General features: G+C 38.8%; 19 protein-coding genes. 13 read left to right on the top strand and 6 right to left on the bottom strand.

The genetic code is table 11. The features are described from left to right. The first annotated feature begins 38 nt into the window (after window positions 1–38). The 6 genes from AC33VI_RS19310 to AC33VI_RS19285 all read left to right on the top strand — a co-directional run bounded on the left by AC33VI_RS19310 (window position 39) and on the right by AC33VI_RS19285 (window position 10,172). Complete coding sequence (locus AC33VI_RS19310) at window positions 39–1,208, top strand: response regulator (protein ID WP_491783887.1); 1,170 nt, start codon at window positions 39–41, stop codon at window positions 1,206–1,208. Window positions 1,209–1,384: 176 nt separating this feature from the next. After that, window positions 1,385–1,750, top strand: a complete 366-nt coding sequence (locus AC33VI_RS19305; protein WP_491783886.1) for a response regulator transcription factor — start codon at window positions 1,385–1,387, stop codon at window positions 1,748–1,750. An 18-nt stretch (window positions 1,751–1,768) separates the two neighbouring features. Next, the gene (locus AC33VI_RS19300; protein WP_491783885.1) at window positions 1,769–2,350 is read left to right on the top strand and encodes a chemotaxis protein CheW; all 582 of its coding nucleotides are present in this window, start codon (window positions 1,769–1,771) and stop codon (window positions 2,348–2,350) included. A 75-nt stretch (window positions 2,351–2,425) separates the two neighbouring features. Beyond that, a complete protein-coding gene (locus AC33VI_RS19295) occupies window positions 2,426–6,748 on the top strand; it encodes a GAF domain-containing protein (protein WP_491783884.1) in 4,323 nt (1,440 codons plus the stop codon). Between the two features lie 100 nt (window positions 6,749–6,848). Further along, complete coding sequence (locus AC33VI_RS19290; RefSeq protein WP_491783883.1) at window positions 6,849–8,432, top strand: Hpt domain-containing protein; 1,584 nt, start codon at window positions 6,849–6,851, stop codon at window positions 8,430–8,432. A gap of 90 nt (window positions 8,433–8,522) precedes the next feature. Then, window positions 8,523–10,172, top strand: coding sequence for a response regulator (locus AC33VI_RS19285; RefSeq protein ID WP_491783882.1), 1,650 nt, complete (start codon window positions 8,523–8,525; stop codon window positions 10,170–10,172). A 91-nt stretch (window positions 10,173–10,263) separates the two neighbouring features. On the opposite strand, the gene AC33VI_RS19280 is transcribed toward AC33VI_RS19285, so the two are convergent. After that, window positions 10,264–11,025, bottom strand: coding sequence for a sucrose-phosphate phosphatase (locus AC33VI_RS19280; RefSeq protein WP_491783881.1), 762 nt, complete (start codon window positions 11,023–11,025; stop codon window positions 10,264–10,266). Between the two features lie 366 nt (window positions 11,026–11,391). Between AC33VI_RS19280 and ccmP the strand changes: the two genes are divergently transcribed. Continuing rightward, window positions 11,392–12,033 (top strand): beta-carboxysome protein CcmP, encoded by a 642-nt coding sequence (gene ccmP / locus AC33VI_RS19275; protein WP_491783880.1) that lies wholly within the window; start codon window positions 11,392–11,394, stop codon window positions 12,031–12,033. A gap of 93 nt (window positions 12,034–12,126) precedes the next feature. Next, window positions 12,127–13,023 (top strand): pentapeptide repeat-containing protein, encoded by an 897-nt coding sequence (locus AC33VI_RS19270; protein ID WP_491783879.1) that lies wholly within the window; start codon window positions 12,127–12,129, stop codon window positions 13,021–13,023. Window positions 13,024–13,046: 23 nt separating this feature from the next. On the opposite strand, the gene folK is transcribed toward AC33VI_RS19270, so the two are convergent. Next, window positions 13,047–13,538: a 2-amino-4-hydroxy-6-hydroxymethyldihydropteridine diphosphokinase gene (folK, locus tag AC33VI_RS19265; protein ID WP_491783878.1), complete on the bottom strand. Its 492-nt coding sequence runs from the start codon at window positions 13,536–13,538 to the stop codon at window positions 13,047–13,049. Between the two features lie 201 nt (window positions 13,539–13,739). Between folK and AC33VI_RS19260 the strand changes: the two genes are divergently transcribed. After that, a complete protein-coding gene (locus AC33VI_RS19260) occupies window positions 13,740–14,588 on the top strand; it encodes an MOSC domain-containing protein (protein WP_491783877.1) in 849 nt (282 codons plus the stop codon). On the opposite strand, the gene rpsF is transcribed toward AC33VI_RS19260, so the two are convergent. Continuing rightward, window positions 14,585–14,932, bottom strand: a complete 348-nt coding sequence (gene rpsF / locus AC33VI_RS19255; RefSeq protein WP_491783876.1) for a 30S ribosomal protein S6 — start codon at window positions 14,930–14,932, stop codon at window positions 14,585–14,587. The two genes, AC33VI_RS19260 and rpsF, sit on opposite strands and share 4 nt — an antisense overlap. 224 nt (window positions 14,933–15,156) lie before the next feature. Between rpsF and AC33VI_RS19250 the strand changes: the two genes are divergently transcribed. Next, window positions 15,157–15,924 (top strand): fumarylacetoacetate hydrolase family protein, encoded by a 768-nt coding sequence (locus AC33VI_RS19250; protein ID WP_491783895.1) that lies wholly within the window; start codon window positions 15,157–15,159, stop codon window positions 15,922–15,924. A gap of 33 nt (window positions 15,925–15,957) precedes the next feature. Here the strand turns inward: AC33VI_RS19250 and AC33VI_RS19245 are convergent, their stop codons facing one another. The 3 genes from AC33VI_RS19245 to AC33VI_RS19235 all read right to left on the bottom strand — a co-directional run bounded on the left by AC33VI_RS19245 (window position 15,958) and on the right by AC33VI_RS19235 (window position 17,488). Next, window positions 15,958–16,431 carry a Tic20 family protein gene (locus AC33VI_RS19245; RefSeq protein ID WP_491783875.1) on the bottom strand — a complete coding sequence of 158 codons (474 nt, stop codon included), beginning with the start codon at window positions 16,429–16,431 and terminating at the stop codon, window positions 15,958–15,960. Window positions 16,432–16,520: 89 nt separating this feature from the next. Beyond that, entirely contained in the window at window positions 16,521–16,709 is a 189-nt protein-coding gene (locus AC33VI_RS19240; RefSeq protein WP_491783894.1) for a hypothetical protein, read from the bottom strand. Between the two features lie 176 nt (window positions 16,710–16,885). Continuing rightward, window positions 16,886–17,488 (bottom strand): site-2 protease family protein, encoded by a 603-nt coding sequence (locus AC33VI_RS19235; protein ID WP_491783874.1) that lies wholly within the window; start codon window positions 17,486–17,488, stop codon window positions 16,886–16,888. A gap of 367 nt (window positions 17,489–17,855) precedes the next feature. On the opposite strand from AC33VI_RS19235, the gene glyA reads away from it, so the two are divergent. The 3 genes from glyA (at window position 17,856) to AC33VI_RS19220 (ending at window position 21,604) form a co-directional block, all read left to right on the top strand. Continuing rightward, window positions 17,856–19,139, top strand: a complete 1,284-nt coding sequence (glyA, locus tag AC33VI_RS19230) for a serine hydroxymethyltransferase (protein ID WP_491783873.1) — start codon at window positions 17,856–17,858, stop codon at window positions 19,137–19,139. A 111-nt stretch (window positions 19,140–19,250) separates the two neighbouring features. After that, window positions 19,251–20,312, top strand: coding sequence for a glycosyltransferase family 4 protein (locus AC33VI_RS19225; RefSeq protein WP_491783872.1), 1,062 nt, complete (start codon window positions 19,251–19,253; stop codon window positions 20,310–20,312). Window positions 20,313–20,350: 38 nt separating this feature from the next. Further along, entirely contained in the window at window positions 20,351–21,604 is a 1,254-nt protein-coding gene (locus AC33VI_RS19220) for a competence/damage-inducible protein A (RefSeq protein WP_491783871.1), read from the top strand. Window positions 21,605–21,765 lie beyond the last annotated feature (161 nt).

Below are 21,765 nucleotides of genomic sequence, written 5' to 3'. Positions count from 1 at the left end.
TTTTATTATGACCTCGTTCGACCCAAATATATAAAATCATGAAGGATAAAAACCCAAACAAGTTATTAAATAATTTTATATATTTCAAACACAAACAGTTTACAGGTCAAATAAACATTCAAGGAAGTAGTAGTACTGTGTGGAGTATATATCTTTGCTTGGGCAGATTGGTTTGGGCAGATGGAGGCATTCATCCACATCGTTCTTGGAAGAGGTTAATTGATAAACACTGCCCGCAGGCTGATTGGTATACTTTAGATATAGATTTTACCAGAAGAGCGGACTGTGGTGACTACAATATCTTAAATAACTTATTAGAGCGTCAATTACTCGATCGCAAACAAGCTATAGAACTAATAAAAAATAGAGCCACAGAAATTTTGTTCGATCTATTGCAGCTAGAAGACAAACAACAATTAAGAGTTACTTCCGAAATTGCCTCTACTTCTTCGTTTCTAACTTCTGGAATGCAAATGTCTATTTCATTAGTTAATGTAGAGCAGGTTATTCATGATGCTAATAAAGCTTGGTTAATTTGGCAACAAAAAGGACTAACTAAATGGTCGCCTAATTTAGCCCCAGTAATGCGAAAACAAGATCGTTTGCGAGAAGAAGTATCGGGAATTGTTTATCAAAATTTCCTACGTTTATTAGATGGTCAACGTACTTTAAGAGATCTAAGTTCGAGAATGGGCAAAGATGTTCGCAAGTTAACTTCTTCATTAATCCCTTATGTAAAACAAGACTTATTAGATATTATTGAAGTCCAAGATATTAGACCGCCTCAAAGTCATAAAAAAACTTCTATTCGCCAAAAGGTTGGGGATTTGAACCAGCCACTAATTACTTGTATTGATGATAGCGCCCAAATCTGCAAAATCATGGAGCAAATTATTACTCAATACGGATATCGCTGTATTAGCATTCAAGAATCTTTACGGGCATTACCTTGTTTAATTAAAAATAATCCAGATTTAATTTTTTTGGATATTGGTATGCCAATCGTGAATGGTTATGAAATTTGTACTCAGATAAGAAGAGTACAAAAATTAAAAGATATTCCCGTGGTTTTTTTAACTGGCAATGATGGCATTATCGACCGCATGAGAGCCAAAGTTTCTGGTGCTGATGGTTTTATTTCCAAGCCAATACAAATTGATAAAATAATTAACATCATTGAAAAGCACATCATTTCACAATCTTCATAAAAAATAGTCAGAATTTACAAATATAAATTAAATCTAAAAATTTTTCCCACCAAATTAAAATATATAAATTTTTGCTATTTAAAATAATCCCTAAAAAAAATGTTATTTTAATTTCCTTTTCGGGAACTATTAATAAAAGAGTCTCGTTGTTTTAATTCTGGAGAACATCATAAATTATGAGTAAAGTTTTAGTAGTCGATGATAGCTTAACCGATCGCAGAACCACTACTACCTATTTAGAGCAGGCTGGTTTAACCGTAATGGATGTAGAAAGTGCAGAAGAAGCTCTCGCACAAGTAAATCAATATCAACCTAATTTAATTGTTTTAGATGTAGTCATGGGTGGAAAGAGCGGTTTTGAATTATGCCGTACTCTTAAAGCAGATTTAGCTACCAAAAAAATTCCCGTCATCCTCTGTTCTTCCAAATCAACAGAAGCTGACAAAATGTGGGGTGATGTGGTTGGGGCGGATGCTTATCTAGCCAAACCAGTTGACCGCAATGAATTAATTGACAAAGTACAGCAACTGATTGCTAGTTAAAATTACGATCGAGACATAATGTTAAGCACATCTGCCAATTCTTTATCGCTGAATTTTGCTAACAATTCTAGCGTTCAGTCAAATTCTAAACAAGTCCGCAAATTTTTACAGTTTCAGTTAGGTAAAGCTGAAAAAAGTCATAAGTCTGTAGTTCAAGGAGATATTGCTTTACTCGATGCAGAAATTGTTACTGAAGTTATTACTATTTCTGTTGAAGATATCTTACCAGTTCCCCAAATGTTCTACTGTGTCTTAGGTATTTATAGTTGGCGCAGTGAAATGCTCTGGATTGTAGATTTAGAAAATTTGTTAGGATACCCTCCTCCTTTGGATGAAAATGAAGCTAACAAAGAACTTTTAGTTATGGTCGTTCAAGTTAACGGTCAGTCTATTGGTTTGGTTGTTTCGGGAATTGATAATTTAATAGAACACGATCTGTCAAAGTTTAAATCTTCTTCAGCAGAAATATTTTCTGAGGATGTTTTGCCTTTTTTACAGGGATATTTTACCAGTGCTGAAAATGACATTATCATGCTCATTGATGCAGAAGAAATATTTTATTTCTTTTCCATAAAAACCGAGTTCAACTACTCTACTTGATCGGTAATCTTATAGTTAATTTATTTGTATAGCCAGCCAATTATTTGTACCAATTAATCAGGAAAAAGCAAAATTATGGATTCATCAAATACTTATCAAGAGCCAAATTTGTCCAATACAGCAGTTGATTCTAATAGCACTAAATCAGATTTAGTGCAAAAAATAAAAAAAAGTTTATATAAGCAAGAACGCGATCGCCTGTGGAAAGTCGTCAAGCAAGTTCGCCAATCGATCGATCAAGATGAGTTTGCCCGTAATTTAGTCAAAATAGTCCAGCAGGAATTACAAGCAGATAGAGTACTGCTTTACCGTTCGACGACCGAAACTAAAGGGGAAAATATTGCCGAAGCATTAGTACCTGGTTGGACTCCTGCTATTGATGAAGTGCTTGACTGTAATTGTTTTGGCGGACAAAAAAAAACTGATTTTTACCTCAAAAACCTCATCGCCATTGAAAATGTAGATAGTTCGGAAATTACTCCCTATCAAAAACAACTTTTAGAAAAATTCCAGGTGCGGTCTTCTCTAGCACTGCCAATTTTAATAGATTCAGGAGATATTGAAGGCTACGAATTAAATAAAGTCTGGGGTTTACTCGTCGTGCAGCAGTGCGATCGCTCCCGCCAGTGGCAAGAAGATGAAATTAACCTACTCTATCAATTGTCTTTGGAGATGACTCGCGTTTTGCAGTCCCCAAGCAATTATTTTCAAGACAATAGCCAAGATTTAGAAACCAGCATCCAACAGTCGATGCAACAGTTGATGGGTGAAACCGTCGCTGAAATTCGTCAGAAATTCAATGGCGATCGCGCTTGGATTTATGCTTTTAATCCCGACGGTAGCGGAGAAGTTATAGTTGAATCAATTTCAGAGCAATTTTCTTCGGCTGGCACGGTATTTGATTACGATAACACTATTACTAGCGAAAATTGTCAGCCAAGCTATGTAGTTAGCGATATTTATCAACAAGGATTTCCTCGCTGTTTGATTGCTTCTTTCGAGTCGATTCAAGCCAAGTCTTATATTGCTATTCCCATTAAATCTGGCGATCGCCTGTTGGGCATGGTAACAATTTTCCAAAGTGCTCCTCGCGACTGGCAAAAGTTTGAAGTGGAAGGGATGCAGAAATATAGCGTCAAAATTGCTTATCCCCTCCAGCAAGTTAGCTTGATTCGCGATGCTAGATTTCAAGCCGAACAGCTAGCAGCTTTAGATAGCAAAGATATCGTGGCAGCAATCCATTCCCAAACTCAACAGGCAATGGAGCGCAAACTAAAGCAAATTCGTGGATTTTTGGCTGCCGATCGCGTTCTTATTTACGGTTTCAATCCCGATGGTAGTGGTGAAATTATTGCCGAGTCCGTAGACCTGGCTTGGGGTAAAGCAGCTAATTCCTTCGATAACGATTGCTTTATCACTCCCAATAACTGTAAAGACAAATATGTCGCCAACGATATCAAGAAAAAAGAGATTGCTAGTTGTTTTATCGAACAGATTGAAGCTCTAGAAGCAAGAGCCTATATAATAGTACCAATTAAATCGGGCGATCGCCTTTTAGGAATGCTGGGAGTCTATCAAAACTCCAAACCTCGCGAATGGCAAGAATCAGAAGTGCAGCTAGTAATGGAATATGCACCTAAATTTGATTTGCCTCTCCAACAGACTAGCGAACTTCGCGCCCTGAAGTTTAAAGCCAAACAAGCCGAATTGATTTCCGAACAAGACTTTTTGACTTCTATTAGTCAGAATGCCGAGCAAATGATGGAAAGCTGGCTCAATAAAATTCGCGCTTCCATGAAAGTAGATCGGGCGGTAGTATTCGCTTTCAATCCCGACTGGAGCGGTCGCATCTTGGTAGAATCCAAAGGGGATAAATGGCAGCCTATCGGTTCTACCTTAGATTATGACTTCCACTTCAAAAGCGGAGAATTTGAGCCTTACTATGTTGCCAATGATATCCACAGCAAAGGGCTGTCTATTTCGGTTCTCGAAAAATTTGAGTCAATAGAGGCAAAAGCCTACATAATCGTACCAATTCACAGCAACAATCAGCTAATGGGATTGGTAGCAGTGTATCAAAATTCCACTACTCGCAATTGGCAAGAAGCAGAGATCGCCCAGCTACAAGAATATGCGGTGCGGATGGTTAAGCCCCTACAGCAAACTGCTTATTTGCGTAATGTTGAATTCCAAACCAAACAAATGGAATTGGCTTTCAAACGAGAAAAAAGCTTGGCTAAAAGTTTAGAGAAACTACGTTTATCTAAAGATGAGCAAGCAGTTTGGCAAATTGCCACCGATAAAGGACGTGAAATTCTCGATGTAGATCGAGTAGCGATTTATCGTTTTAATCCTGACTGGAGCGGTAATTTTGTGGCAGATTCTGTCGCTCCTGGTTGGTCGGATTTGACTAAAATTATTCCCTTTATCGAAGATACTTTTCTGCAAAATACCAAAGGTGGGCGTTACAAAAATGGCGAAACCTTCAGCGTCGAAGACATCTACACTCAGGGTCACAAACAATGCCATGTCGAACTCTTAGAGCAAATGCAAACAAGAGCCTACGCTTTAGCACCGATTTTTATCGCCGATAGCGATATGTTTGGCAGCAAAAAACTGTGGGGTATCATTGGTTGCTATCAAAATAAAGGGGCGCGACGCTGGCAAGATTATGAAATTGAAACCCTAAGACAACTAGGTCTGCAAGTTGGGGTGGCAATGCAGCAAATTAACTACACCACTACCCTCAAAAGACAATCAGAACTAGACAAGACAAGCAGCAAAATCAGCGAAAAGATTCGTAAAGCGAAAGACATTGATGAAGTATTTGAAATTACTACCCAAGAAGTAAATCGCACTTTAGAAGTAGACCGCACCATAGTTTATCAGTTTAACGAAGATTTTACGGGTCAAGTAGTAGCCGAAACTATTTCTGGCGATTGGGTTTCGTTATTGGTAGCTCAAGATAAAGACGGCGACATCAGCAGCAGTCGCACAGAAAACGCTCGATGTGTATTGCGTAAGTGGGCAAAAGACGATATCACCGAAACCGATACTTACTTGGAACGAACCAGGGGTGGTAAATATACTAGCGATAGTAAAAAATATACTATTGTTAACGATATCTACAGACAAAAATTTCCCGAATGTTATGTCAAGTCTTTGGAAAAATATCAAGCAAAAGCTTATATTATTGCCCCCATCTTCCAAGATGAAAAACTTTGGGGACTGTTGGGAGTCTATCAAAACTCTAGTGCCCGAAATTGGCAAGAGGTGGAAGCCGAGCAGATCGCTCAGTTAGCTACTCAATTGGGTATTGCGATCCAACAAATTGACTATTACGAACAGCTACGGATTCAATCGGAAGATTTAGAGAAAACCGTGGCTCGTGAAAAAGCGGCTCGCGAAGAACTGCAAAAACAAGCTCTGGATATTTTAACCACTGTCAGACCTGCATTTAGCGGAGATTTGACCGTCAGAGCTAAAGTGACCGAAACTGAAATTGGTACGGTAGCAGGGGCTTATAATACTACGCTCGATTCTTTGAAAGGCATTGTAGAACAAGTACAAATTGCTGCGACTCAGGTAACTGAAACTACAGGCTCTAGTAGTTCTGCTATTAAAGGATTGTCCGTTCAATCTGAAAAACAGTTAGAAGAATTGCAACAAGCTTTAGATCGAGTCCAAGCAATGATTGATGCTTCGACAGTCACTACTGAAAATGCACAAAAAGTAGAATTTGCGATCGAGCAAGCCAATCAGACCGTACAATCGGGCGATCGCGCTATGAATAATACGGTAGACAGTATTGCTAGTATTCGTCAGACTGTAGCCGATGCAGGAAAACGAGTCAAACGTTTGAGCGATTCTTCCCAAAAGATTTCTAAGGTTGTGAGCCTAATTAGTAGCTTTGCCACCCAAACCAACTTACTAGCGTTAAACGCGGCACTAGAAGCAACTCGCGCGGGAGAATATGGTAAAGGATTTGCCGTAGTAGCAGATGAAGTAAGGAACTTATCTTTGCAATCGACGGAAGCAACTATTGAAATTGAAAAACTAGTACGAGAAATCCAAGAAGAAACCAAAGAAGTATCGGCAGCTATGGAGGCTGGAGTCGAACAAGTATCTGAAGGTACGAATTTAGTTAACGAAACTCGCGAAAGCTTGAATGAAATTGTATCAGCTACTGCTGAAATTAAAGACCTAGTTCAGGCAATCACCAGTGCCGCTAACGTTCAAACTCAAGAGGCTGCTTCGGTAACTCAAGTAATGGGACAGGTAGCGGAAATTGCTAATGAAACCTCCCAAGATTCCAGTAGAATTTCTGTTTCTTTTGAGGAATTAGAAAAACTGGCAAATAACCTGCAGGCTAGCGTATCTCAATTCAAAGTCAAGTAAGGATTGTTACCTTTTAACCAGGGATTCTGGAATAGTAACTATCTATTTCAGGATTCCCATCTTTATATTACTCAACTATATATTAGAGAATTATTCGACAATGATTACCGACCCTAGTATTCGCGACCAAGCCTATCAATATTTTTTAGAAGAAGCTCCCGAACTATTAGAAACTATCGAACAGGAGTTGTTTGCCATTAACGATGGCGATATAGAACTCAGCGATCGCCCTTTGCGGGTCAATAAGCTAATGCGAGCCACTCACACTCTTAAAGGAGGTGCGGCAAATGTGGGGTTGGAAACTATCAAAACCGTCGCTCATTCGATGGAAGATGTCTTTAAAGCTCTGTATAATCCTGAATTAGAAATTGACCATCAAACTAAAAAATTGCTTTACGCTAGTTATGATTGTTTGAGAATACCGTTAACGGCAGAATTTAGTAAAGCTCCAATCGACCGCGAAGAAATTCTCAATCGGGCTGCAGGAATTTTTGCCGAACTAACAGAGATTTTTGGCGATTATTTGAGCGATCAAGATGCTTTTCCTACTTCTGAAGAATTGGGTTTGGATGTAGTCGAGTCTTTCTTTGAGTCGGTCGTCCCCGAACGAATTCAAGAGCTTGCTGCGGCTCTGACTGAAGACGATTCTAATAATATGAAAGAGGTCTTGCAGTCTCAAGCAGAGATCTTTTTGGCGTTATCCCAGTCTCTCAATTTATCTGGTTTGGGCGAAATCGCTCAGACAATTTTGACAGCTTTGGAAGTCAATCCCGACCTGGTTAAAGAAATTACTGAAGCGGCGATTGCCAACTTGCAACAAGCACAACAACAAGTCATGGAAGGGGATCGCGATCGAGGTGGCGAGCCTTCTGCTCGACTACAACAGTTTGTGGGAACGATAAATGTAGAAAATCTGTCTAAAAAAACTACTCCAGAAGAAGAAATTGCTGAGTCAGATTTCATGTTTTCCAGTCCAATTGAGACTATCGATTCTAGCTTTGAAAGTGAGTTAGAAGAAGAAAGCGCGGCGGATATGTTTGGTTCAGAATCTCTAACGAGTGAATTTACTGAAACTTCTACCTCAGGGTCTAACGATCTTTCAGAAGAAAGCGTTCAAGAAATGTTTGGTTCGGAATCTCTAACCAGTGAATTTACCGAAGCTTTACCCTCAGAGTTTAATGAATTTGAGCAAGATAGTGATAATGATTCGGGAGAATTAACCAGCCAAATATGGGGAGAGGAAGAGGTCAAATCTTTTGTAGAACCTATAGAAGAATCTCAAGTAGACCTTCACCAGCATTCATCTACCTCTATCGTCCCCACAACTCCTACAGAAATATTTAAACCAAAAACAAAAGTCACTCCTGCTCAAGAAATATCTACTAGAGATGTTAGAAAATCTCGATTTGGTTCTACAAAAACTAAAAATAATCAATCAAAGACACCTCAAAAAGTAAATAAAACCGTTCGGGTCAATTTAGATTCTCTAGAAAAGTTAAACGATTTAATTGGAGAATTACTAATAAACCAAAATAAAAATATTTTAAAAGACGAGAGAATTGGCGAATTCGTTCAACAATTAATCGAGAAAATTAGCTATAGCGAGCAAATAGTTAACGAACTAGTCGAACTCGTAGACGAATTATACCTTTCTCCCCAACAACAACAACTTTTATCTGAATAACCAGATAAATTAAATCATCTGACTAATTCGCCTCGTAAAGATTACAAATCTGTCTTACCGTCAATTGGATTAGATAACCCCGAAACAAGATTGAATAAATTACTAGAATTAACTGGTAATAGTAATTCAGAACTAGTGACCATTGCCGAAAAGATTAAAAACCATAATAAACAGGCACAAAGAGACACTCAAAAACAACAGCGAATGTTGTTAAATATGAGAGACGAACTGATCGATACGAGAATGTCTCCTGTTGGTAGGCTATTCAATCGTTTTCCTCGCATGCTCAAACAGCTTTCGGTGACTCACGATAAAAAAGCCGAACTTAATATTATTGGCGGTCATATTCTGATTGATAAAACTATCGAAGAAAAACTTTATGACCCTCTATTACACCTAGTTCGTAATTCTTTCGATCACGGCTTAGAAACCCCCGAAGCTAGATTGCAGGCAGGCAAACCCGAAACGGGAACGGTTTTTATGCGGGCTTACTATCAAGGCAGCCAAACGGTAATTCAAGTAGGAGATGATGGTAAGGGAATTAACATTGAAAAAATCAAGCAGACGGGAATTGAAAAAAAATTAATTACCCCCGAACAAGCTGCGGTGACTTCGCCATCTCAATTATTAGAATTATTGTTTGAACCAGGCTTTTCTACAGCTGATAAACTGAGCGATTTATCTGGTAGAGGAGTGGGAATGGATGTAGTGCGATCGCAAATTGAAGAAATGGACGGTACTATTTCCATCGAATCTACTCCAGGAAAAGGAACGACTTTCTCCCTACAAATTCCTTTAACGTTAACTATCGCTAAGTTAATGCTCACCGAGGCTTCGGGTATGACCTATGCCTTATTAATCGATGCTATTGAAAGAATTATTCTCCCCACGTCTAAAGAAGTACAAATATTTGAAGGACAAAAGATTTTACACTGGAAAACCAAAGATGATGTGGAAATGATTCCAGTTCGACAGCTCTCGCAAATGATTGAATACCCTCGTACTATCGATAAGCTAAGAGCATCGGAATCGAGTCTCAATAATCCAATCTTACTGTTACGTCGCCAAGACAGTTTTGTTGGTCTTGAAGTAGATAGGGTATTGGGAGAGCAAGAGTTGGTAATTAGACCTCTTGGTAGTGCGATCGTTCCTCCGCGCTATGTTTATGGCTGTAGTGTCTTAAAAGATAGCAGTCTAACCTTGGTCATAGATGGGACGGTATTGCTTAAAGACTCTAAATATCGCAGTAATGCTATGAGTCAGCAAGCTTTCTTGGGAGGCAATAGTTTGCAAGCTTTACCTAGCAGCAATCTTTCTCCAGCAGAACAGTTGCCGCCTGTAGCTTCCTCATCCAATATTTCCACTTTGCCTCAAACTCTTTTAGTCGTTGATGACTCTAATAGTCTGCGCCAAACTATTGCCATGTCTTTGGAAAAAGTTAGCAAACAAGTATTACAGGCAGACAATGGAATTAATGCTCTAACAGAATTGAAAAAATCAGAACAGGTTGAATTAGTAGTTTGCGATCTAGAAATGCCCATGATGAATGGCTTTCAATTCTTAAAAGCAGTGAAGAATAATCCCGAATATCAGCAATTACCAGTTATTATCTTAACTTCTCGCGATAGCGAAAAACATCGTAAAATGGCTTTGCAACTTGGGGCTGCTGCTTATTTAGTTAAACCTTGTCCAGAACAAGAATTAATCGCTACTATTGCTCAAGTCATGCAATCTACATAATTGAGATTGAAACAGTTTGCCAGCTTAGTAAGGTGGGGGTATAGTCCATCTTACTAAATTTCCCAGTATGATTGATTCTTCTCAAGTATGTTTATAAAAAACAAAAGTGCTTTAATCCTTCGAGAATTGCTCCCGCACAGTTAGATTTAGCTAGATAAAGATTGCTATTTTGATGTTCTTCATACCATTGAATTAGTTCTGGTTTAGCATTGCCGACAATGATGCCTTTTTCCTGACCTTGAAACAGGGAAATGTCATTACCAGAATCACCACAAACAATAGTGTTTTCTGCTGCTATATTCCATCTTCGACGTAAAAATTTCACGGCTAAACCTTTATCGCCATTTGTAGGTAACAAGTCTAAATCTTGACCCGCACTGTAAATTAACTTGAGCCTAAATCCATCTTTCTTCAATGCTGTCTTCAACTTGTCAATGGTTTCCTTCGCTACTGCTTCTGCCAAGTAATAGCTAATTTTAAAAGGATTTTGCTCCGATTGGGGTTGAGATTGTAAGTCGGGAAATTGACTGGCTATTTCAACTATTTTACTTCTATTCCATCCCTGAGATAAGATTTGCGCCCATTCTGCATCGTATTCTTCATGATTTTCATCAAAATACATTTCTGTCCCTACTGAAGTGATGAGGGCATCTGGTTTCAGCAAAGATTTTGCTTCTGCCAATAAACGATACAAATAAAGCGATCGCCCTGTAGCATAGACAACTTTACTACTATGTTGTTGGCGATGACTAGCTAGCTCTTGATTGAGACGATTTAAAGCAGCATCGTCACCAACTAGAGTATTGTCTAGATCGGTTACGAATAAAAATGGACTCATATTAGGGGCGTTCATAAGAAATAGTCAGATATAGAAAGTAGCAATAGAAAAGTTTAAATATACATAATATAGGTCAACACTGATGTTTGCTAAATAAGACTTTTATCCAGAGGATTTCAGGAAAATATTTTACTATTTAACTTTATTAGTCTAAACCATGTAATCTAATAGTTCCTTTCTATTATGCTTTAACAAAAATGAATCTATGACAATCTGATTGTAAACAGTTTTATTGAATGAAATTAGAGATTGTATGCTTAAATTTATCCCAGTGTAGTCGAAGTTTGACAATTTGACTCTTTACAATAGTCGACAGAAACTGGTTAGCTGGAGAATGGTTTAGTTAAATCTTTTTTCTTGCAAACATAGAGGGCTGGGATTTTGGGCGTAGAACTTCGTAGTTATGTATATTTAGATAGATTGCAATCTCAACACGCAGCCTATATCGGTACTGTCTCTTTAGGGTTTTTGCCCTTACCAGGAGATGCGTCTTTATGGATTGAAATTTCTCCTGGGATAGAAATTAATCGGATTACCGATATTGCCCTCAAATCTGCGGTGGTGCGCCCAGGAGTTCAATTTGTAGAGCGACTTTATGGATTACTAGAAATTCACTCCAACAAGCAGGGGGAAGTTAAAGCCGCAGGAAGAGCAATCCTAAGTGCCCTGGGAGTCAATCAAAAAGATAGCTTAAAACCCAAAGTAGTTTCCAGCCAAATTATTCGTAATATCGACCCCTATCAAGCTCAATTAGTCAATCGTGACTGTCGCGGACAAATGTTGTTAGCGGGACAAACTTTATATGTTTTAGAAGTGCAACCCGCAGCCTATGCAGCCTTAGCTGCTAATGAAGCAGAAAAAGCAGCCCTAATTAATATTCTCAAGGTTACTGCCATTGGTAGTTTTGGCAGGCTTTATCTGGGAGGAGAGGAAAGGGATATTTTGGCAGGATCGGCAGCTGCATTAGAAGCGATTGAAAGCGTGCGCGGTAGAGATAGTCTTTATTTAAAGCAAAATGAATGAGGGAAAAATACTTAGTTCTTGTTACCTGGGACTCAAGCAGGGATAATAGATTGAGAAATCAAGATTGAAGCGATCGCAAGGTAAATTAGATTTGTGGCAAATATCGAGCATTTAACAAAATTAAAACAAGGTACATCTAGCTGGCTCAAATGGCTCGATCGCCAGGATAAACCAGCGATTGATTTACAAAATGCCGATCTGCGCAATATTAATTTATCGGAAGTTTATCTAGTTAAAGCTAATCTAAGCCACGCCGATCTTACCAATGCTTTATTGTGTCGAGCCAATTTGACAGGAGCTAATCTAGAGGCAACAGAAGCGATCGATGCTGATTTTACCAGAGCCAACTTAACAGGAACTAATTTACAATCTGCTTATTTAGTGGATGCCGATTTTACCGAAGCCAATTTGATTGGTTCGGATCTGAGGTTGGTCAAGGGTAAAACCGTTAATTTTTACCGTTGTAATTTAATCGGTACTTCTTTACGTCAAGGAAAATTACGTCGAGCCAATTTTACCGAAGCTAGGTTAAATAGAGCCAATCTTAGCGAAAGTTGTTTGACCGATGCTAGTTTCGATCTGGCAGATTTATCTGGAGCTAACTTTTTTGAATCGGAAATACAATCAGCTAGTTTCTATCGAGCAAATCTCCATGGTGTGAGGGCGATCGCAACTCACCTCAGTCATAGTTATTTGTTTGCTAGCAATTTATCAGAATCTAATTTAACTCGATGTGATTTGCGTTGGGCAAATTTAAGTTATGCTAACTTGCAAAGTGCAAATTTACAGCAAGCCAAGTTGCGCGGTACAAATTTCACCAGAGCTAATTTAATCGGCGCAAATCTTGAGGGGGCAAAGCTCAGAGGAGCTAATTTCACTAAAGCCAATTTATGTCAAGCTAATCTTCAAGATGCCGATATTGAAGATGTCATTTTTGATAAGGCAAAATTAACAGGAACAATAATGCCCGACGGCACAGTTCATTACTAATTTTAAAGTTGTAATTAGTGAATTTAAACGGTTGTGTAAGGTTTTACTCCCGATATATCTACTTGCTTGAGAAGTTGCCCGATCCTATTTTGAGATTTTGGTTCGATCCAATCAGCAGCAATTTCCGCTAGAGGTACTAAAACGAAAGCTCGTTCTGCCATGCGGGGATGGGGAATAGTCAAATTGGGCGTATCTAAAATTAAATCTTCGTACAATAGCAAATCTAAATCCAGAGTTCTAGGCTGCAACGTACCTTTCTCTACTCTGCCAAATTGAATTTCTGTAGCTTGTAAAATAGTTAATAATTCTTCAGGACTTTGTTCGACAGATAGTAAAGCACAACCATTCAAATAATCTGGCTGAGGTTGAGGAGTGGCGAAGGGTTTAGTTCGATACCAACTAGAAGTAGCTTGGAGAACAATTCCTGGGACTCGATCTAATACAGATAAGGCTTTTTCTAAAATAGTCAGAGAGTCACCCTGGTTACTGCCTAAAGCGATCGCGCAACGGATCATAATAATCGTTCCAAGTACTATTGATACTTATTTTAGCATCGAGGACGAATAAATCCTTGGGGATAAAACTGGACGAATCAAGAATTTTGCCTTACAAAACAAACATAACGATCGAAAAAATTCGCCGATCGATGATGGGAAAACAAAATCTCCTCTATAAATTATTGTCCCTATTTCACTTTCGCGCTTTTATCCCCGCTTATGATTGTCTCGCAACTGTGTGTTTATCCTCTTAAATCTTGTCAAGGAATCAATCTACTAGAGGCAGAAGTTAGAACCAAGGGTTTTCTCTGGGATCGAGAAATGATGCTTGTATCTGGCAGCGGTAAATTTATTACTCAAAGGCAATTTCCTCAATTAGCTAAGGTTAAAGTTGAAATTAGCGATCGCATTATTGCTCTCAGTTTAAAAGATGGGAGTTTTCCCAGTTTATCTTTTTCTCTTGTGCCTACAGGAAATATTATTGAGGTGGAAATATGGCGCGATCGTATTTTAGCGATTGATCGAGGAGATGAAATTGCAGCTTGGTTTCATCGATTTTTAAATTTAGCTGAGGACAAAGTTTGTCGCTTGGTTCAACAATCTTCCGAACATATTCGTCCCATCCCCAGAAAATATCCTGGTGAAGAAGATGTACCCCTGGGCTTTGCTGATAACTATCCCATAATGTTGACCAATACAGCTTCTCTAGAAGAATTAAATCAAAGAATTGTCGAAATTCATCTTTCACAAAAACAAGCAGTGTCGATGAACTGTTTTCGACCGAATATAGTTATTAATAGTAGCGAGCCTTTTATTGAAGATCGCTGGAGTTTAATTCAAATTGGTGAAATTCGATTTCAAGTAGTCAAGCCTTGTAGTCGCTGTATTATTACTACTATCGATCCAGAACAAGGTAGAAAAAACCAAGCAAAAGAACCCCTAAATACGCTGGGAACTTTCAGACAGTTAAGCGAACAAGGGGTTATGTTTGGCGTGAATATGATTCCGCAAAATGAAGGAAAGATCGAGCTAGGCGATCGCTTAGAAGTGTTAGAAACTAGATTCTAATTTTCTGCTTCAGTAATCGGTTTAGCTTCTGCATTTTGAGCGGCAATAATCGCACGCTTTTTCAATTTAATAGTTAAGTAGCGAATTGCATCTTCACTCAAGCGCATCATTCGTTCTAAAGGTGCTATCTGACTGCCATCAGCCTGATAATTCATTTGAACGTAAATACCATCTAAATATTTACCTACAGGGTAAGCCAATCTTCTTTTGCCTTTAACTTGAATTTCAATGTTTTCTGCACCTCTTTCGGTGATAAATTCTTGATACTTAGTTACAGACTCAGCCACTTTGTCCTCTGACAAATCGGGGCGAAGAATGTACATCATTTCATAGCTGCTGCTCATCTTAAATATTTCTCCTTGTGGACGATAAGGCCTCTATTATTTTTTGCTTTTTATGAGCTACCAAATATGAGGCAAGGAATTACAATCTTACTATTACTTGACCCCTAATTACCAGTTTTTAATTTGTATTGGGCAGATTCACTTAAAATTGAGCTAACTTAAGACAGCATTGTAAAGTATATTTTGAGTTTAATTTCTATCGATAGTCATTAATGAATTTTGTTATGGCACAACGCTATGTCCGCATAAAAACCAATCGCGACCAAGTTTATTACGGCTCGCTACAAGCTAATCGTAGCGTGGCTGTATTCGATGCACCTCCTTGGCTGGGGGGGCAAGTGACAGATTTAGAATATCCTCTAGATACCTACAAATTACTCGCTCCTTGCGTACCTTCTAAAATTGTGGCGGTAGGTAAAAATTATTTCAAACACGCTCAGGAAATGGGGTCTAATGTACCAAAAGAACCTCTCTTGTTTCTTAAACCTCCTACAACTATTATTGCCGAAGGGCAAAATATTCTATATCCCGCTCAATCTCAAAGAGTTGACTATGAAGGAGAATTAGCTTTAATTATAGGCGATCGCTGTAGTCATGCTAGTTCCGAACAAGCAGCAAAAAGTATTTGGGGTTATACGATCGCTAACGATGTAACAGCTAGAGATTTGCAGAAAAAAGACGGACAATGGACTAGAGCCAAAGGATTTGATACATTTTGCCCTTTAGGACCTTGGATAGTTCGTGAATTAAGTGTAGAAGCAAGAATTAAAACTTTTATTAACGATCGCGACCTTCCCGAACAATCAGCTTCCATTAGCGATATGGTTTTTTCTCCCGAAGTGCTAGTTGCTTATATCTCTCATATTATGACTTTAACTCCAGGGGATATTATTTTGACTGGTACTCCCGAAGGTGTTAATGGGATGCAACCAGGAGACAAAGTTCGGGTGGAAATTGAAGGAATTGGTTGCTTGTCCAATCAAGTTGTTTAAATTGATTGACAATTTACGTTTGCAACTCAATGTTCAACGTACTAAATCATAAACAAATTTAGAAAAAGAGGGGATTTCGGGATATCTTCCCATAGCACATTGCACCATGCAATAAATACTAATTGGCATTACAACTAGAAAAACCAATATACCTATTACTCCCAATACTCCCAAAGTCCCGAAAACAATTTGAATTAAAGACACGGCAATACCCATTAATATTGATTGCATAGTGTTAAAGCGAATAAAATAGCTTATTTTTGGATTATTCACTACTGCTGCCATTAAAACGAAAAATACCAGTAGTCCGCCAAATCCTCCAGGAATGATGCCATAAATTATGATGACAGGAGTTAATAATATTCCCAATATGCTAAATAAAGGAGACAAAGCTGGAACGACTGATAATAATCCTATGCCCAAACCAACTACATCTGCTAAAGCCAATAGGTAGACGATCGCGCCAAAAAAACGGTCTTTGTTATCTGTAAAAGCTCGCCTTCCCATAAAAACTATTCCCTAAAACTTTTAATTTAAAATAAACCTCTGGGGCAATTAGATATTTATCAGGATAACGCAAACTACAGATAGATTAGCTAATTCACTTCCGTAACATTGAAACCCATCTGACACTTGTATATTTTTGCTTGTCTAGGGCTAGCATCTTGTAAAGCTCGACCACAGCCTAATTGTCCTCCACGCCACCGAGGTTGACCGCTACTATCTGCCATTAAGCAGTTTTGGCATATTTGTTTGGCTGATAAAATTTGCTCATCTGTAATCATAACTATCACGGTTGTTAATCCTCCAGAAGTCTAATTCCCTTTTAATTATAATTTTAGTTTTTTATGGTTGTTAACTATAAATAGTGCCACATAGCTTAACAGTAAAATGTCAAAGCTACAGTGGCTTTTTTGACTAAAAACTTGAGATATTTCAGAGGACAAATTTTAAAATATGATTAAAATATCAAAGAGTCAACCATGAAAGCTGCAAAAACAAATAGTTGCCCGCCAATACCACTAATAAACAAAATCATAAATAAAGCTAGTCCAAACTGAGAACGTCCCAAAGCTTTTAATTCAGGAATTATTTCGCTGGCTACATGATATCCATCTAGAGGTGGAATAGGAATTAAATTGAACAAACAAAGGGCAAAATTGAAAATAGCAATAATCCGAAAAAACTCTAAGCTAATCAATCTACCCCAGGAAAAATACAAAGCTAAATTAATTACTAATACTGCTAGCATCCCCAATGCTACATTGGTTAGAGGACCAGCAGCCGAGACTAAGATATTCCCCCATTTTGGGTGGCGAAATTTACTAGGATTAACGGGCATTTGTCCCCAAGCCATCCCTGCTAAAAGTAGAAAGAAGATGGAATGGATTCCCATGTGAACTACAGGATTCATGGTCATATGTCCTTTGACTAGGGGAGTATCATCTCCTTGAGAAATAGCTGCAACTCCGTGTCCTAATTCGTGTAAAGAAATAGAAATAATTAGAACCGCAACAACTCGAATGTAAAAAATAGGATCTTTAAATAAATATTCTAAAAACATAAAAACCAACTAAATAAGAATAATGTTTGGTATTGATACGCACTTTTTCTGGTATCAACTGAATAAACAAGTAAAAAAATAATCAAAAACAGATTTGTGTATTTTAAAATATTACAGTGACGCAATGACTAAAGAATTGTTTGAGATTAAATATGTTTATCGAACTACTAACTCATTTATAAAAATTATTATTGAGTACAGTTACGATCTCAGTCACAAAAATAAAGGTTAAGAAAACGTCAGTTTAATGTAAAAATAATTAACTGTAATGCAACTATGTCAGAGACAATGGTTTTCAACGGTCGCTGAAATTAGATAGCATAGAGATTAAAGATCGACGTAAATTACAGAAATTAATATAAGTATAGTGACTCAAAACAGTTTAGATTTTCTCGCGCAAGCAGATCCAGCCATTGCAGAAATTTTGGATCTAGAATTAAATCGCCAGCGATCGCACTTGGAATTGATCGCCAGTGAAAATTTTACTTCTCCTGCGGTATTGGCAGCCCAAGGTTCGGTATTAACTAATAAATATGCAGAAGGTTTACCAGGCAAACGCTATTATGGTGGTTGTGAATTTGTTGATCGCGCCGAACAATTAGCGATCGATCGAGCTAAAGAATTATTTGGTGCAGCAGGGGCAAACGTACAACCTCACTCTGGTGCGCAAGCTAATTTTGCAGTCTTTCTGACTTTATTAAAGCCAGGAGACACGATCATGGGTATGGACTTGTCCCACGGCGGACACCTCACTCATGGTTCTCCCGTTAACGTCTCTGGGAAGTGGTTTAATGTAGTTCAGTACGGGGTAAATAAAGATACAGAACAGTTAGACTTCGACCAAATTAGAGATTTAGCTCTTAAAGAACGTCCCAAACTAATTATTTGTGGTTACTCTGCTTATCCTCGCACTATTGATTTCGCTAAATTTAGAGCGATCGCCGATGAAGTTGGTGCTTATTTATTAGCAGATATCGCTCATATTGCAGGTCTAGTAGCTAGCGGTCACCATCCCAATCCCATACCCCATTGTGACGTAGTAACTACCACCACTCACAAAACCTTACGCGGTCCCAGAGGTGGTTTGATCTTGACTCGCGATCCCGAACTTGCCAAAAAACTTAATAAGTCGGTTTTCCCTGGCACTCAAGGCGGACCTTTAGAACACGTAATTGCAGGTAAAGCCGTAGCTTTCGGCGAGGCACTTAAACCAGAGTTTAAAGAATATTCTGCTCAGGTAATTGCTAACGCTCAAGCGATGGCACAAGGATTCAAAGATAGAGACTTTAAACTAGTTTCGGACGGTACAGACAATCACCTAATTCTGGTCGATCTCCGCAGTATTGGTATGACTGGTAAAAAAGCTGATGCTTTAGTTAGTCAAGTCAACATTACTGCTAACAAAAACACCGTTCCTTTCGATCCCGAATCTCCCTTTGTAACTAGTGGCTTGCGTTTGGGTTCTCCTGCCATGACTACTAGAGGTATGGGTAACGCTGAATTTACTGAGATTGCCAACATCATTGCTGATAAACTAACAAATCCTGAAGATGAAGTAGTTCAACAAGACTGCTTGCAAAGAGTTGCTAATTTGTGCGCTCGCTTTCCTCTCTATCCTTATCTAACAATTCCCGTTCCAGCTAAAATTTAGAACTAGACAAATAGCGACATCTAGCTATAATCAATGGCTAAATGTTGCTATTTTGTTGAAATTCTTTTATATTCACACTCTTACTAGTCGTTCGAGAACGCCTAAATTCAGATGCCCATTCAGCTTTATCATCTGATTGCTTTCCTAGTCTCTATGACGATCGTGTTGTGGACTATTCCCGACGTGAAAACTCTTGGTCTGAAGCTGGGTATAGTAGATCGACCGAATGCGAGAAAGATTCATAAAAACCCCGTTGTCCGTGTAGGCGGGGTTTCGATTTTTGCGGGGACAATTGCTGCTTTAGTTATCGTTAGTCTGTTGGGAGGATTTTCTGCTTTAGCACCTAACAAGGTCAAGGAAATTTGGACGGTGATTATTGGCAGTATTTTGTTTTTTGGGATCGGGTTTGCTGACGATCTTTTTAATTTGACTCCTATTTCGCGGTTGCTAATGCAGCTAGCTGTAGCTACTGGTTGTTGGTACATGGGAGTGAGAATTGATTTTGTTTCTTTTCCCGTCTATTCTCTAATTAAAATTTATTGGTTGAGTTTGCCCGTTACCGTAGTTTGGCTAGTGGGTATGGCAAATGCAATCAATTGGATTGATGGAGTAGATGGATTGGCTGCGGGAGTTTCGGGCATTGCTGCTTTTGTGATGCTTGTGGTTACTCTGTTTATGGATCAACCTGCGGCTGCTTTAATTGCGGCTGCTTTGGCGGGCGGTGCTTTAGGCTTTTTACGCTACAATTTCAATCCCGCGCAAATTTTTATGGGGGATGGGGGGGCATACTTTATGGGCTTTACCTTAGCAGCAGTGGGCGTGGTTGGCTTAGTAAAAACTACTGCTATTACGGCGGTGGTTTTGCCTTATTTAATTTTGGCAGTACCAATTTTGGATATGTCTGCCGTGATCTTTTCTCGGATTTGGAAAGGAAAATCTCCTTTTATTGCTGACAAGAGTCATTTACACCACTGGTTGCTCAAGTCTGGTATATCCCAGCGTCAAACGGTTTTATTTATTTATAGTCTGACCTTCTGGGTCGGTAGTCTTGCTTTGGGTTTTTCCAATATCCCTAGTGGTTGGGGTTATGCGATTGGTGCAACCATGTTGCTTTCTTGGCAAATTTGCCAAGTTTGGCAAGTTTGGCGCAGTACTCACAGCGGCAATAGATAATACCAGAAAATATTTTTCATTTATAAATTTTAAAATTAATGAGCGCAGAAGTTATTTGTATTGGCACAGAATTACTTTTAGGAGATATTCTAAATACTAATTGTCAGTATTTGGCTTTAGAACTAGCTAAATTAGGAATTCCTCACTATTATCAAACTGTTGTAGGGGATAATGTCGATCGCATTCACCGAGTCTTAGAAACTGCTCTCAGTCGCTCGTCAATTCTACTTTTTACTGGCGGTTTGGGACCAACTCCCGACGACTTAACTACTGAGACTATTGCCAGTTTTTTTAGTACCCCTTTAGAAGAAAACCCCGAAATTATTGAAGACATTCAACGCAAGTTTGCTTCTGTCGGACGAGAAATGACTCCTAGTAACCGCAAACAAGCTTTAGTACCTCAAGGAGCAAAAACCCTACCCAATCCTAACGGTACAGCCCCTGGTATAATCTGGCAGCCTAAAGAAGGAATTACTATTATGACTTTTCCTGGAGTGCCTTCAGAAATGTATCGTATGTGGCAGGAAACTGCCGTTCCTTTTCTCAAAAGCCAAGGATGGGGCAAAAGTAGTATTTATAGTGAAATGATGCGTTTTCGTGGTATTGGGGAGTCTGCATTGGCAGAAAAAGTAGTTCATTTATTTAATTCGCCAAATCCAACTGTCGCTCCCTATGCTGGAAAAGGAGAAGTTCGCTTGCGAGTGGCAGCAAAAGCCGACTCTGAAAAAGAAGCACTAGCTTTAATTGAGCCTGTTACTAGAGAAATCAAACAAATTGCTGGCTTAGATTATTTTGGTAGTAATGAAGATACTTTAGCTTCTGTGGTGGGTAAATTATTACAAGATCGCAATCAAACTCTCAGCGTTGCCGAATCTTGCACGGGAGGAGGCTTGGGGGCAATGCTAACCGAAGTTCCTGGTAGTTCTAGTTATTTTGTGGGCGGCATCATGGCATATGCCAATCGAATCAAAGAAAATCTCTTAGAAGTCAATTCCCAGGATCTAAAAAAATACGGTGCAGTATGTGAAACTGTTGCCGAACAAATGGCATTGGGAGTAAAAAAAAGTTTGGCAACTGATTGGGGAATTGGAATTACTGGTATAGCAGGCCCAGCAGGAGGTACGGAGACTAAACCTGTAGGTTTAGTTTATGTTGGTATTGCTAGTCCAGACAATAAAACTATCGGTCGCGAATACCGTTTTGGAGAGCGTAGAGGTCGAGAATTGATACGCTATCTCAGTTCTTGTTCTGCTTTGGATTTATTGCGCAGGATCTTGATCGAACGACAATAAATCAACTAACAACTAACTGATCTTAGTACAGATACCGTCTTAAAAGTCAACCAACTTGACAGTAATTAGGATCGAAAGGCTTGCCAGTTTTAATGACTCCGTAAGCAATATGGAGAAGCTTTCTCATAAGTGCGCCCAAAATTGCCATCGGATGTTTTCCT

The sequence above is a fragment of the Waterburya sp. genome, assembly GCF_058530065.1.
The sequence above is the reverse complement of the archived record's forward strand: the minus strand, read 5'-3'. Positions and strand labels throughout refer to the sequence as shown.

What these genes read in the sequence shown, in the direction of transcription:
- AC33VI_RS19310 (WP_491783887.1), top strand. Translation starts at nt 39, where the DNA reads ATGAAGGATAAAAACCCAAACAAGTTATTAAATAATTTTATATATTTC.
- AC33VI_RS19305 (WP_491783886.1), top strand. Translation starts at nt 1,385, where the DNA reads ATGAGTAAAGTTTTAGTAGTCGATGATAGCTTAACCGATCGCAGAACC.
- AC33VI_RS19300 (WP_491783885.1), top strand. Translation starts at nt 1,769, where the DNA reads ATGTTAAGCACATCTGCCAATTCTTTATCGCTGAATTTTGCTAACAAT.
- AC33VI_RS19295 (WP_491783884.1), top strand. Translation starts at nt 2,426, where the DNA reads ATGGATTCATCAAATACTTATCAAGAGCCAAATTTGTCCAATACAGCA.
- AC33VI_RS19290 (WP_491783883.1), top strand. Translation starts at nt 6,849, where the DNA reads ATGATTACCGACCCTAGTATTCGCGACCAAGCCTATCAATATTTTTTA.
- AC33VI_RS19280 (WP_491783881.1), bottom strand. Translation starts at nt 11,025, where the DNA reads ATGAACGCCCCTAATATGAGTCCATTTTTATTCGTAACCGATCTAGAC.
- folK (WP_491783878.1), bottom strand. Translation starts at nt 13,538, where the DNA reads ATGATCCGTTGCGCGATCGCTTTAGGCAGTAACCAGGGTGACTCTCTG.
- AC33VI_RS19260 (WP_491783877.1), top strand. Translation starts at nt 13,740, where the DNA reads ATGATTGTCTCGCAACTGTGTGTTTATCCTCTTAAATCTTGTCAAGGA.
- rpsF (WP_491783876.1), bottom strand. Translation starts at nt 14,932, where the DNA reads ATGAGCAGCAGCTATGAAATGATGTACATTCTTCGCCCCGATTTGTCA.
- AC33VI_RS19250 (WP_491783895.1), top strand. Translation starts at nt 15,157, where the DNA reads ATGGCACAACGCTATGTCCGCATAAAAACCAATCGCGACCAAGTTTAT.
- AC33VI_RS19245 (WP_491783875.1), bottom strand. Translation starts at nt 16,431, where the DNA reads ATGGGAAGGCGAGCTTTTACAGATAACAAAGACCGTTTTTTTGGCGCG.
- AC33VI_RS19240 (WP_491783894.1), bottom strand. Translation starts at nt 16,709, where the DNA reads ATGATTACAGATGAGCAAATTTTATCAGCCAAACAAATATGCCAAAAC.
- AC33VI_RS19235 (WP_491783874.1), bottom strand. Translation starts at nt 17,488, where the DNA reads ATGTTTTTAGAATATTTATTTAAAGATCCTATTTTTTACATTCGAGTT.
- AC33VI_RS19225 (WP_491783872.1), top strand. Translation starts at nt 19,251, where the DNA reads ATGCCCATTCAGCTTTATCATCTGATTGCTTTCCTAGTCTCTATGACG.
- AC33VI_RS19220 (WP_491783871.1), top strand. Translation starts at nt 20,351, where the DNA reads ATGAGCGCAGAAGTTATTTGTATTGGCACAGAATTACTTTTAGGAGAT.